At 49.6% G+C, this 12,955-nt stretch carries 9 protein-coding genes and 1 riboswitch; all 9 genes read left to right on the plus strand.

Going from position 1 to position 12,955, the window contains the following annotated elements; all coding sequences use genetic code 11:
* Positions 1 to 100: 100 nt before the first annotated feature.
* Positions 101 to 201: riboswitch (TPP riboswitch) on the minus strand.
* Positions 202 to 555: 354 nt separating this feature from the next.
* Complete coding sequence (gene nadA / locus H6750_18975; GenBank protein MCB9776391.1) at positions 556 to 1,644, plus strand: quinolinate synthase NadA; 1,089 nt, start codon at positions 556 to 558, stop codon at positions 1,642 to 1,644.
* Between the two features lie 173 nt (positions 1,645 to 1,817).
* The gene (gene ileS / locus H6750_18980) at positions 1,818 to 4,676 is read left to right on the plus strand and encodes an isoleucine--tRNA ligase (protein ID MCB9776392.1); all 2,859 of its coding nucleotides are present in this window, start codon (positions 1,818 to 1,820) and stop codon (positions 4,674 to 4,676) included.
* Positions 4,655 to 5,194, plus strand: a complete 540-nt coding sequence (gene lspA, locus H6750_18985) for a signal peptidase II (GenBank protein ID MCB9776393.1) — start codon at positions 4,655 to 4,657, stop codon at positions 5,192 to 5,194. The genes ileS and lspA overlap by 22 nt, the downstream gene beginning before the upstream one ends.
* A gap of 92 nt (positions 5,195 to 5,286) precedes the next feature.
* On the plus strand, positions 5,287 to 5,787 hold the full coding sequence (locus H6750_18990; GenBank protein MCB9776394.1) for a DUF2141 domain-containing protein: 501 nt from the start codon (positions 5,287 to 5,289) through the stop codon (positions 5,785 to 5,787).
* A 632-nt stretch (positions 5,788 to 6,419) separates the two neighbouring features.
* Positions 6,420 to 7,544 (plus strand): hypothetical protein, encoded by a 1,125-nt coding sequence (locus H6750_18995; protein ID MCB9776395.1) that lies wholly within the window; start codon positions 6,420 to 6,422, stop codon positions 7,542 to 7,544.
* Positions 7,545 to 7,836: 292 nt separating this feature from the next.
* Entirely contained in the window at positions 7,837 to 8,208 is a 372-nt protein-coding gene (locus H6750_19000) for an EamA family transporter (GenBank protein MCB9776396.1), read from the plus strand.
* 1,062 nt (positions 8,209 to 9,270) lie between these two features.
* Positions 9,271 to 9,948 (plus strand): response regulator transcription factor, encoded by a 678-nt coding sequence (locus H6750_19005; protein ID MCB9776397.1) that lies wholly within the window; start codon positions 9,271 to 9,273, stop codon positions 9,946 to 9,948.
* The gene (locus tag H6750_19010; protein MCB9776398.1) at positions 9,941 to 11,290 is read left to right on the plus strand and encodes a HAMP domain-containing protein; all 1,350 of its coding nucleotides are present in this window, start codon (positions 9,941 to 9,943) and stop codon (positions 11,288 to 11,290) included. The genes H6750_19005 and H6750_19010 overlap by 8 nt, the downstream gene beginning before the upstream one ends.
* A gap of 330 nt (positions 11,291 to 11,620) precedes the next feature.
* Positions 11,621 to 12,748 carry a DegT/DnrJ/EryC1/StrS aminotransferase family protein gene (locus tag H6750_19015; protein MCB9776399.1) on the plus strand — a complete coding sequence of 376 codons (1,128 nt, stop codon included), beginning with the start codon at positions 11,621 to 11,623 and terminating at the stop codon, positions 12,746 to 12,748.
* The last annotated feature ends 207 nt before the right edge of the window (positions 12,749 to 12,955 follow it).

The following is a 12,955-nucleotide window of genomic DNA, read 5'->3' on the forward strand; positions in this document are numbered from 1 at the left end:
AAACCCTCTCTTTCTGGGATTAGGGAATTAGTCCAGGAAGCTTACTCCATAAACAAAAAGCCGCCCCTTTTTCGCTAAAGAGTGCGGCTGCTTGTGCGGGCTTTCGTGGCTCCTGCTTCCCTACGCTGGTATTATCCAGGTCAGGTCGTGAGGGTCGTCCCCTTGTGGGACTCTCAGCGTGTCGCACCCCTAGCGAAAAGTATCGTACCGCTGGGTCTTTTCCCTTGTCAAACCCTTACGCCATGCGAGAGGGTTGATCAATCGCTAAAAAAGGTTCATGGAAAGAAAGTGCTATCATTTTCATTGCAAGGTGCGTCACCGAAAGGTTTAACGCTTCTGTTGTTGTGTGCGGAGATTTTATCGGTCATCCGACAAGTACGCGATGGGAATTTCGCTCTCAGGCGTTCAGGCTTTTTCAGGAGGGAATGATTTGCTACAATGGAAAGCTGGCATCCCATACAAAAGAGACATGATCAAGATGATCAATGCGAAGCCGGGGGCTGATTTGAAAAATTTTTTCATTAACATAAGGAATGTGGCGTGACCTTATCGACTATCACAGAGCGGCCTATTGCGGACTACCAATCTCTCCAAGAGACGGAATTGTTCGAACGAATTACGGAGGCTAAACGGAGACTTGGCAGGGACGTGCTCCTGCTCGGGCACAATTATCAGCGGGACGACGTGATTGTGCATGCCGACTTCCGAGGTGATTCTCTTCTTCTTGCCAAATACGCGGCTGAGCACCCTGAGCATCCTTATGTGGTGTTTTGCGGGGTGCATTTTATGGCTGAAACAGCCGACATTTTGAGTCGGTCCAATCAGACCGTCATTCTGCCTGACATGGCTGCAGGCTGTTCTATGGCGGATATGGCATCCATGGAACAGGTAGATGATTGCTGGGATCGGCTCGGACGGTTTCTGCCGGTAGAAGACACCGTAACCCCCATCGTCTATGTGAATTCAGCTGCTGCGCTCAAAGCCTTTTGCGGGGAGCATGGCGGTGTGACATGTACCTCCTCCAATGCCAGAGCGATTATGAATTGGGCCTGGAAACGGAGAGAAAAGATTCTCTTTTTCCCCGATGAGCATTTAGGGCGGAACACTGCGAATGCTATGGGGTTTCCACGCGAAGAGATGATTGTGTGGGATCCCTTCCAACCCAACGGTGGACATAACCGGGAAACCATACAGAAGGCCCGTCTGATCCTCTGGAAGGGACACTGTAGTGTGCATCAAATGTTCCAACCGGCACACGTGACCTATTTCCGGAAGCAGTATCCAGATGTTCAGGTTATTGTGCACCCTGAATGTCATGAAGATGTGGTTAATCAGGCAGACCTGGTGGGGTCGACGGAATTTATTATTCGGACGGTGACTCAGGCCGATCCTGGAACAACCTGGGCCGTGGGAACTGAGCTGAATCTGGTGAACCGGTTGAAACATGATCAAGCCGAAAAGCAAATCTATTTTCTTTCCCCAATGGTGTGTCGGTGCTCGACGATGTTTAGAATTGATGGGCCTCATTTATGCTGGGCCGTGGAAAATCTCGTACAGGGTAATGTGGTCAATCACATTCAAGTTCCCGACGAGGAGAAAGTGTTTGCCAAGCTGGCTTTGGACCGCATGATGGATTTGAGTTGATTACCTTCCTTTTGTGATTTCCTCTTCCCTTGTTTGTGGCGCTTTCAACTCAAGGATACGGTTCTTCCGTGTGCCTATGTGGTGGCGAAAGGCCTGAAGCGCGTTGTTTGACGGGTTTACGGGGCATGGCTAGAATGGCCTTGAGTTGTCCCATTATTCTTAAGAATTTGCCCATGGATTACAAATCGACATTAAACCTTCCCCGGACTGATTTTCCGATGAAGGCCAACCTGCCACAAAAAGAACCTGAGCGATTGGGATGGTGGGAGCAGAAGCGGGTCTACGACCGCATTCTGGAGGCCAGAAATGGCAGCCCACGGTATATCCTTCACGATGGGCCTCCCTATGCCAATGGGCATATTCATATCGGGCATGGTCTGAATAAAATCCTCAAAGACATCATCATTAAATCGAAAACCATGGCAGGTTTCCAGGCCCCCTATGTTCCTGGATGGGATTGTCACGGGTTGCCGATTGAACATCAGGTGACTAAGCAACTTGGACCCAAGAAAAAAGACCTGAGTGCGGTAGAACTCCGGAAGCTTTGTCGGGAATACGCCCAGAAATTTGTTGAGATTCAAGGAGACGAATTTCGCCGGTTAGGGGTCTTTGGGGATTGGGAGCATCCGTATCTGACCATGGATCATGCTTATGAGGCGGCGATTGTCCGAGAGTTCGGAAAGTTTGTGGAAAAGGGTCGAGTCTATAAAGGGCTGAAGCCGGTCTTGTGGTGTCCTGTGGATCAAACTGCGCTGGCTGAGGCCGAAGTGGAATACGAGGATCATCTCTCACCGTCGGTGTATGTGAAATTTCCCTTTACCGTTTCGCCAACCGAGATGGGTTCCGACCAACGATTGGGTCTGCCAACTGTCAAAACTTTGAAAGCCGTTTCGGTTGTTATTTGGACGACGACCCCTTGGACCCTTCCCGCGAATCAAGCCGTTTGTCTACATCCGGATTTTGACTATGCCATTCTTCAAGCCGGTGAAGAGGCTTTTATCGTGGCTCTGGGATTGGAAGACGCATTTGCCAAGGCCTGTAACATTGAGAAGTTTGAGGTATTAGGCAAAAGGAAAGGAAAAGATTTTGAGGGGTGGACGTGTCATCCACCATTTGCCAAGAAAGAGGTCCCCATCCTCAATGGAAATTTTGTCACATTGGAGCAAGGGACCGGGTGTGTTCACATTGCTCCCGGACATGGGATGGACGACTATCTTGTAGTTCTAAAATATAACAAATCCCCTTATGTCGAAATACTTCCAGATCGGACGCCTTTAGAGATCCTGGTGCCGGTCAATGATGCCGGGCGGTTTACGGATGAATTCCCTGAGTTTGCCGGTCAACCCGTTTTGGAAGCGAATCCCGGGATCGTAGAAGTCTTAAAAACCAAGGGCTTGTTGGTTGGCGAAAAAAAGCTTGAGCATTCTTATCCGCATTGTTGGCGCTGTAAGCAACCGGTCATCTTCCGGGCTACCCGCCAATGGTTCGTATCCATGGAGGTAGCCGATCTTCGTCAGAAAGCCTTGAAAGAAATTGATAAAGTTCAATGGATCCCGGAGCGGGGGCGAGATCGTATTTATGGCATGATTGTGAACCGTCCGGATTGGTGCTTATCTCGGCAACGCATGTGGGGGACGCCCATTCCCGTCTTTTCGTGCGAAAGTTGTTCGACCCCGCTTGCTGATCATCATGTGATCGAGCATATCAGTGTTCAAATGGAGGAAAGTGGGGCGGACATTTGGTTTAGTCGATCCGCCGAGGAATTACTTCCCCATGGAACCACATGTGTGCAATGCGGCCGCGGGTCGTTTAAAAAAGAACATGATATTTTAGATGTCTGGTTTGAATCGGGCGTGAGTCATGCTGCCGTGTTGAGGCCTCGGGGTGAAACCTGGTATCCCGCGGACTTATATCTTGAAGGGTCCGATCAACACCGGGGGTGGTTCCACAGTTCGCTCTTGACGTCCGTGACGACGGAGGAACAAGCGCCCTATCAGGCCGTGCTCACGCATGGGTTTGTTTTGGATGGGGAAGGCAAGAAAATGTCGAAATCGGCAGGCAATGTCGTGACCCCACAAGAAATCATCAAAGAATCTGGTGCCGAAATTCTGCGACTATGGGTGGCCTCGCAGGATTATCAGGAAGATCTGCGTATCTCAAAAGAGATTTTAAAACAATTGACGGATGCGTATCGTAAGGTGCGAAATACCTGCCGGTTCCTCCTGAGTAACTTGTATGATTTTGAGCCGGGCGTACATTCCGTGCCCCATGCCGATTTGCCGGAACTGGATCAATGGGCGCTCTGGCGGCTCGGGCAATTGATCGACAACGTGAAAAAGGGATATGCACAATTTCAATTTCGACAGGTTGTGCATGAATGGGATTATTTTTGTTCCACCGATATGAGTGCGACCTACCTGGATATCTTGAAGGACCGGTTATATACCTTTCCGGCGAACTCGCCTCTTCGGCGTGGATCTCAAGCGGTCTTGTATGAAATTGTGTCAGCCTTAGCCAGGCTCATGGCGCCTATCCTGAGCTTTACGGCTGAAGAAATCTGGCAGGTTCTTCCGGAATCCACGAAAGAAGGATCTAAGCCGGTTAGTGTGCATTTGGCTGATTTTCCGGAATCCCCCACCGTCTTTCAAGACCCTCAGCTCCACTCGACATGGGCCTACTTGTTCCAGGTTCGGGGTAAGGTGCAATTCGCCTTAGAGAAGTCGAGACGGGACAAGGTGATTGGTTCTTCACTGGATGCCACCGTGATCTTGCATGCAACTGAACCCAATTCTTCGTTACTCAAAGGGTATCTCAACGATTTGCCGGCACTGTTTATCGTCTCGTGCGTGAAGGTGGAAAAGGTTGCGACCCTGCCTGGGGCCGGATTGGTAGAGGCCAGCCTTGGTTTGGCGATTGAGGTTGTCAAAGCCGAAGGCACCAAATGTGATCGGTGTTGGAATATTCGCCAGGATGTGGGTTCACAGGCTCAACATCCAACCCTCTGCGGGCGATGCGTGGAGGCGTTGGGGTGAGCGGGGGCATTCATCGGTTTGTGTTGTTAGGCCTTGTCGTCGCGTCCATCATAAGCCTTGACCAGGTCACCAAGTATTATATTGCCAGTTCGATGTATCTTCATGAATCCATCCCCATTATTCCGGGATATTTTTCTTTGACCTACATCAGAAATCCCGGCGCCGCATTTGGGATCATGGGCACGACCAGCAGCGGGTTTAGGCTCATTTTCTTTTTCCTGACTTCCCTCTTTGCTATGGGATTATTAATCACCATCTTCTTACGGCTGGAACCCCACGATTGGTGGGGGCAAATGACCATTGCGTCTATTTTTGGGGGTGCGATCGGAAATTTTATCGATCGCCTGCAATATGGAGAAGTCATCGATTTTTTAGATTTCTATATCAATGGCTACCATTGGCCCGCTTTCAATGTGGCCGATTCGGCGATTAGCGTGGGGGTGTGCTCTCTTCTCCTGCTGTTTGCTTTTGAAAAGCGGAAACCCAACTTGACCCCTCAAGAAAATCCCCCTCTCTAATCTTCCGTAGTATCTTCACTTGGGAGTCACGTGAGTACCCCTTTATTTTGCTCTCATCATATGATGTGCCTGTGCGAGTATGGAGGGTGAAGATGTGTTCGAGCACTGCCTGTTTCCGGCCGAACGGGGTTGGCCTGTATATTTTTTGTATAGTGTTGTTGCTCGGTGTTTCAGCAAGTTTCGGTGAAGGATTGCAGCGACCGGTTAATACCTGCCCCTCTGAGGGGAAGCCCATTCACATTCATGTGCATGGAATCAAAAATGCTTCAGGATCCATTAAAGCAGTCCTGTATGGACCTGACCCCAAGAGTTTTTTAGTCAAGGGAGCCAGGGCAGATAAAGAACGGGAACCTGCCCAGAAAGGTTCTATGACTCTGTGTTTGGCGGCACCGATGGAAGGCAAATATGCCGTGGTTGTCTATCACGATGAAAACGACAATCATAAATTTGACCGGAATGTGATTGGCTTGCCTACCGAGGGGTTTGGCGTGTCGAAAAATCCCTCATTATTTTTAGCCGCCCCGAATTTTGAAGAATCCTCGTTCGAGGTGAATGGGGAGGTGACCCATGTGGATGTTGACATGAAATATTAGTGAAATGCCAAAATTCTGAGTGGGAGCGGGCTGTAACGTCGAGGTCGGTATTTCTCGGAACACACTTCTTTGCACCTCGTGAAGTTCATCCAAGATAAGGAAGTCAGAGAAAGAATGGCTCACTTATCAAAAGAATCGTTGCATTTTTCTCTGTAGGGCAGTTTGCTTTACTCGTCCCAGCTAAAAGTTGGTTTCATAGTCTATCATGAGGCATTTGGCGGTTTAGTCGGCAATCTGATCCTTTCCACTGGCCAGTTTTGTGCAACCTGCAAATTGCTCAAACCGTATTCGGGCGCATGGTTTGAGTCTCCAACGATTTTTCACATGACCCAACAAGCCACTCCTATGAATTTCTTCTTGAAATTTAAACCGTTAATGTTCATGACGAGTGTATATTCGCCAACATTTTTCAGACGGGAGTGTGCTGGAATCGAAGCTTCGGTGATGCTATTTGCTCATCAATAAAATGGCCTTTGTTGTGTTTGCCAGTTTTCCTGAAAAAGTGGCATAGGTTTTCGTGGATAGCCTGTTTTTTTCTTTTTGATGGGCGAGGAGGGCCGAATGCGTGATTTGGCGAGATGTTCCATGAAGGAATGGTACATGGACCAAGGTCGGGAGGGTGGATGGAAGTGATGAAAAAATGGAGAAGTTTTTTTAAGTTAATCATGATGAATGTTTTGGTTCTTTTGATTGTCGTCCTCTCTGTGAATCTCCTTGCTTCCATCTATTTGGATGGGCGCGCTCTATGGAAAAAAATCTTTGTCCCCATAAAGGAGAAGGCCTATACCAAAAGCCTCCCTGACCAAGACTATGCCTATCTTATTTATCGAGAGAAAGAACAACTCGAAACTCAATATGTGCCCTATGTGGCCTGGGCCCGGAAACCGTTTTCTGGAAGAACTATTACGATCAATAGTGAGGGGGACCGTACGCATCTTTCCGCAATAGATCAACCCATCAAGCATGTTCGTTTTTTTGGCGGATCGACAATGTGGGGAACCGGTGTCGATGATCAGAATACCATCCCCGCGCATTTTAATGAATTTCATCAAAACTATCGGGTGTACAATCATGGTCAATCAGGTTTTGTGAGCAGGCAGGAGTTGGCCCGCTTGATAAATTTGGTCAACCAAAAAGTTCCGATGGATGTGGTGGTCTTTTATGATGGCTGCAATGATTCACATAGTGTCTGTGAAGGGATAGGTCCTATCAATAGCCATCGTGAAGCCGCCAAGATGGCACAAAAGTTAGAGCATCATTGGCAGGTCCCAGATGCTTTAACCGGGTCCATTCGAACGGTAATCCAGAAGGTCCTAAAAGGGGGAAAAGAGCCGGTCTATAAATGTCTCGAAGATCCGGCTTATGCGAAGCTGGTGGCATCTACCATGGTAAATAATTGGAAAATTGCTAAATTGATTGCTGAGTTAGGAGGTGCCGAATTCCATGCCATTCTGCAGCCCGTTGCTCCCCTCGGCCATCCCAATATTGAGTATCTGCCTGCTAGGGGGAACAAAACTCCTTTTCATGTTATCTATCCCCTTATCCAGGAAATTAAAGAGAAAGAACACCTTGATTGGATTCATGATTTCACCGATGCGTTTGATGTGAAAGAGTATATCTATATCGATAGTTGCCATGTGAATAGTCGGGGGAACCAGATTGTTGCAGAAAGGCTGAGTGAAGTGCTGCAGCAGCATGAATATTCGAAGACACTGAATTCCAGTCCTCGCAGCATTCCTCCTTTATTCACCAGATAGAAGTCTGTTATAAAGCCACAACTCCCTGAATTTACCTTGAAAGTGATCAGAATACACAGGGGAAAAATATCCTTTCCTAGCGTTTTCGCAAAACCATAATAGTTTTCTCACAAAGTAATGAAGGAATCATTGAATTTATTTGCATCCGCGCTTAGTTCTTGATGATGGCCTTTATTATAATAGTTTGACCTGTTTCCTATCCCTTGAAAGACGACTGCACGCTTTCGATGTATGCGACGCGAGAGGAGTAGTTTGAGTAGGAGCGGAAAGGGAAGCGGGTAGGAATGCCATGATGAATCCAACAAGTTTTTCTTTAATTATCTTTGGAGTATTGCTGAACGCCGCCGCCCAGCTTCTTTTGAAAGCGGGAGTGGGTAGCGTTGGAGTCATTGCGTTGGATTTTGGCAGCATTTTCTCGGCGGGTTCACGCCTGGGAATGCATCCCTTCATTCTCGGCGGCCTCACATGTTATGTCGTCAGTGTCATGATTTGGATCCTTGCTCTGTCCCGGGTGGAGGTGAGTGTGGCCTACCCGATGTTGTCATTGGGCTACATCGTCAATGCTCTCGCAGCTTCGGCCCTGTTTGGTGAGCAGTTGACGCCGACAAAGCTCGTCGGCATCGGGATCATTTGTTTCGGTGTGTTCGTGCTCGCCAGGAATTGAATCTGACCCGACACTGCCGTTCTCCGTCCCTCCCTCGATAAGAAAATCGTCTAGACGGTCAATGAGGAACTTTTTCCGATTGGGCCTCCTTGGTCTGCAGGTGCTTGCCTTTGTGAAGGTGCGCAATAGCTCCCTCAGGGGTAACAGCATGGTCGACAGGTGCACAACCCTGGTGGCTCGCTGCAAGGCATGCTTGAAATTCCTCATAAGGAATATCGGTCAACAAGCTCACGAAAAATAGCGTCTTTGACCGAAAGGAGTTCCAGGAAAAGTCTGGGAGCCTGAGGTGGTTTTTGGGTTCCAGGATCCGATTCTTCGAATCTGCATGGTGCCTGTGCAGTCGCCAGAATTTGACCGGGGAGCGAAGAAATGGTCACAAAAAGTCCCCTGAATATTTTCCATAATTCTACCTGTGCCTGAGGCCATCCGGCTTCTTTTGCCTCAGCCGTCACTCCCGGTCGCAACAGGCGCAATCCTGGCAACGGGCCTACCGCCACCCTGGAGGCAGAGCGAAGACTTCAGAGTGGGACAGGATGGGCTTGGCGGAAAAACCGGGTGTCGACTCGGATGAACTTGATGGAATGCCGAAGGGGCAGTGGTCCCACCGTCTTGTTGAAAAGTAAGCAACCCACCCACCCACCGATATCCTCCTATGGCTTGGTCGCAACCAGGCGTGCGACATCAGACGCAGATCGGCTAATGCAATATGCTGGTTGATTCCGGGATTTTCGAATGAAAATTTTGGCCAAATTGAGGTATGCTTTCCATATATTGTGCCAAGATGGATATCCGGGGTAGCCGAAATCAGGCAAGGTGTTCAGCCATAAGGGGTCTGTTGAAAAAAGCCGCCAGCGGCGTTCTCGCCATTTTTCCGTGCTCACGTACTCAGCGTAGGCTCCGCGCGTAAAAACGGCTGCGGCCTTGCTGGACGGACCCTTCGGGAAGACTCAGGGCATGCTTTTTTGAACCGACCCGGAGCCTTTGATGAGTAATCTAATCCTGGGCAAATTTGTCTTTGTTAATCTTAATTATTCAACACTCCCATAAGACATATCAGGTGACATGAAAATTCTCGTAATTGAAGACGACCAAGAAACAGCCTTATACATCGCCAACGGTCTCACCGAAGAGGGGTATGTTGTCGACATTAGAGCCGACGGCCAAGAGGGATTAATGCAAGCCATGGATGAGACCTATGAGGTGTTGATCGTTGACCGGATGGTACCCGGCCTCGACGGGCTCAGTCTTGTGAGAAAACTTCGTACCGCGAAGGTGAAGACTCCTGTGCTCTTTCTCAGTGCTCTCGGTGAGATTGGACAGCGGGTTGAAGGTCTCGAAGCCGGAGGAGACGACTATTTGTCTAAACCTTTTGCCTTTTTGGAATTGAAGGCTCGGATTGAGGCTCTCCGTCGACGTTCTCCCCTTCAAACGGTTGATGCACGGTTGCGCATCGGTGATCTTGAAATGGACCTCATTACACGGAAGGTGAGACGGGGGGAGGTGCCGATTGATCTTCAGCCTCGTGAATTCCGTCTCCTCGAAGTTCTGATGCGGAATGCAGGTCGTGTCGTCACCCGGACGATGCTTCTTGAGCAGGTCTGGGAATTTTATTTTGATCCTCGCACCAGCGTGGTCGAGACCCATATCAGCCGCTTGAGAACGAAGATCAACAAGGGCTTCAGGCATCATTTGATTCATACCGTGCGTGGCGTGGGGTACCGTTTGGATCCGGATGCGTAACCTTTTTCGTACCGCAAGTTTCCGATTGACCATTCTCACGGCGGCCCTCTTCCTGGTCTTCGTGATCGTGACATTCGCGATTTATTATTGGATAGCGGTGAGCTACGTCTACCAGCGTATAGACGAGGAGATGGTCTGGAAGATCCAGACGTTAACCCAGGAGTATCAGTCGGGATCCTTCGATCCTTCTGATCCTGATCTGGTGGAGCCGGGTACCTACCTTCTGTGGCAAGACGCGAGTGGCCGATTCATTGCGAAGAATCTTCCGAAAGAGCCGGATGTCCAACGGTGGTTATTCCAACTCCCGCCAGAGTCCATCCCAATGAACAATGCCAGCAAGTCCTTCCGCGCGAAAGCCGTTTCATTACCGGATGGTTCACGCATGGTCGTGGCTTCCGATTTACATGACATTCATGTGGTCAATGAGTTCTTTGGTGAGGTCTTTGTTTGGATATTCGTGTCGGTTGTTATATTGAGCAGTGGATGTGGAGTTTTAGTCAGCACCCTGACTCTTCGCCGTGTGGGAGAAATCAATCTTTTAGCGAAAGACATCATGAACGGGCACCTGGATCGTCGGATTCCCCTCAGGGGGACGAACGATGAATTTGATCGATTGAGCACGAACCTGAATCTTATGTTGGATCAGATTGAGAAACTGATGGAGCAGGTCCGTCAGGTCTCGATAGATATGGCTCACGACTTGAGAACGCCACTGACACGCCTGCGACAAAGATTGGAAGGAGCTCGCAGGCAGGCGAGGTGTATGGAGGATTATGAAAATGCCATCGACAAAGCCCTCATCCAAAATGACGAAATTTTAGAGACCTTTAGCGCTCTATTGAGAATTGCGTATGTGGGATCGGGGGTTGATCGACGGAGGTTCGAGGACGTCTCCCTGACCGACATCCTCGAAACGATAAAGGAGACCTATGAGCCGATTGTCGACGAGCGCAAGCAATCCCTGTTCAGTACCATCGAGTCCGGACTGGTAGTCCGAGCCGATAAAAAATTGCTCACCCAAATGATCGTTAACCTGCTGGAAAATGCTATCCGCCATTCCCCGGCGGAAACCCACATTTCAATTATTGCGTCTCACGCAAAGGGGGGCCTGATGGTGGCAATCGCAGACACGGGTCCGGGAGTCCCCGAATCGGAACAGCGCAGGATTTTTGAACCCTTTTATCGAATGGAAGCAAGCCGAAGCACATCGGGTAGCGGACTCGGTCTTAGCGTCGTTGCTGCGATTGCGGACCTTCATGGTATCACCATTAATCTTTCCGATAACCACCCGGGCCTGCGCGTGACTCTGATCTTCCCCAATATCCCTATTCGTACGCTATAATTCTTACCGTTTGGTAATAAACTGAATTAGATGCGGTAACAATGCTCAGCTTTTGGCTATACTCTTTTCTGTCCGCATGGATAGGGGTACGCCATTTTGGCGTATGGCTAAATGCTGCAGTCCAGCTCCTTTGAACCTGGGAGTTGGTCGCGTCGGATGAATTACGTTGAAGTTTGGCAGCATTTTGTGGGGGCACGCCTGGGAGTGGATCCCCTCATCGTAGGCGGCTTTATATGATATACGAACATTATGGTGAGAAGCTGACGCTGGTCAAATTCGTCGGCATCGGGATCATTGGTTTGGGTGTGTTCGTTCTCGCAAGGAATTGAAATGGAATCGACATTACCGTTCACCCGTCCTTCCCTTGATGAGGAAACCGTCCAGGCGGTCAGTGAGGTGCTTCACTCAGGCTGGATCACCAGTGGTCCGAAGGTGCTGGCTTTTGAGGAGGCGCTTAGTACGTACCTCGGTGGAAACCGGATGGTACGGGCATTGAATTCCGGCACCAGCGCGCTGGAACTGGCGCTTTCCCTCTGTCATATTGGTCCCGGTGATGAGGTGATCGTGCCCGCGATAAGTTTTGCCTGTAGCGCGAATGTCATTCTGCGTGCCGGCGCACGGCCGGTGTTTGTAGATGTCGATTTGACCAGTCGAAATCTCAAGCTCGATCAGGTTGCGACGGTGATCACAAAATGCACTAAAGCCATCATGCCAGTGCATTTTGCGGGGTTGCCGGTTGATATGGATGCTCTCTATCGTTTGGCCGGTCAGCATCACCTGCGTGTCATCGAGGATGCGGCTCATGCTATTGGGAGCGGGTGGGGAGGTCGCAAGATTGGCGGGTTTGGTGACCTTGTGTGTTTTAGTTTCCATCCCAACAAAAACATCACCACGATAGAGGGTGGTGCACTCTCTGTCGGTGATCCTGAACTTGTCCCGGAGCTTGAAAGACTTCGATTCCACGGTATCGCACGCGATGCTCAAGGCTCCATTGATGTGGTCGTCGCCGGTGGAAAATACAATTTATCAGACGTATCTGCTTGCATCGGCTTACACCAACTCCGGCATCTGGATGAATTTGTGGCCAGGCGGGCGGAGCTGGTCGGCCGTTATTTCACCTTGCTCGGCGATCGCTCCGGGCTCGTACTCCCGGCACGAGGGGATCAAGGTCATAGCTGGAACATGTTCACCGTATTGATCCCGTTTGCAGAACTTGGCATAGAGCGGAGTGCTTTTCAGCAAGCGATGGCAGCTCGTGGTATCAGCATAGGTATTCACTACCCCGCCATTCCAGGATTCAGTCTGTATCAAAGTTTTGGGTACCGGGTCACCGAATTCCCTAATGCCCAGCGCATCGGGCGCGAGACCGTGACCCTTCCACTGTTCCCTGCCATGACTCAGGCAGATGTGGAAAGAGTGTGTTCTGCGCTTATTGAAGTGTTGGATTCAAGATCATAAAGAAGGCTGTCAAATCGCTCGTATAAGCATGCATCACGCTTCCCCTATGGAGCATTCTCACCTCATTTCCCTATATTTTCTGTCATGGGGAACGCCGGTCTTATGAGGTGAGAGAGCAGTTTTGGGTGAGCAGCGCGTTGCGTTCCTCACAAAATCCGATGCTGCAACTATCCACTGTACTGTGAGTAAATCAACCCTGCCGAATTT

Source organism: Nitrospiraceae bacterium (assembly GCA_020632595.1).
In the GTDB taxonomy this organism is placed as follows: Bacteria; Nitrospirota; Nitrospiria; order Nitrospirales; family UBA8639; genus Nitrospira_E.

What these genes read in the sequence shown, in the direction of transcription:
- H6750_18990 (MCB9776394.1), top strand. Translation starts at nt 5,287, where the DNA reads ATGTGTTCGAGCACTGCCTGTTTCCGGCCGAACGGGGTTGGCCTGTAT.
- H6750_18995 (MCB9776395.1), top strand. Translation starts at nt 6,420, where the DNA reads ATGAAAAAATGGAGAAGTTTTTTTAAGTTAATCATGATGAATGTTTTG.
- H6750_19005 (MCB9776397.1), top strand. Translation starts at nt 9,271, where the DNA reads ATGAAAATTCTCGTAATTGAAGACGACCAAGAAACAGCCTTATACATC.
- H6750_19015 (MCB9776399.1), top strand. Translation starts at nt 11,621, where the DNA reads ATGGAATCGACATTACCGTTCACCCGTCCTTCCCTTGATGAGGAAACC.
- lspA (MCB9776393.1), top strand. Translation starts at nt 4,655, where the DNA reads ATGCGTGGAGGCGTTGGGGTGAGCGGGGGCATTCATCGGTTTGTGTTG.
- H6750_19000 (MCB9776396.1), top strand. Translation starts at nt 7,837, where the DNA reads ATGAATCCAACAAGTTTTTCTTTAATTATCTTTGGAGTATTGCTGAAC.
- ileS (MCB9776392.1), top strand. Translation starts at nt 1,818, where the DNA reads ATGGATTACAAATCGACATTAAACCTTCCCCGGACTGATTTTCCGATG.
- H6750_19010 (MCB9776398.1), top strand. Translation starts at nt 9,941, where the DNA reads ATGCGTAACCTTTTTCGTACCGCAAGTTTCCGATTGACCATTCTCACG.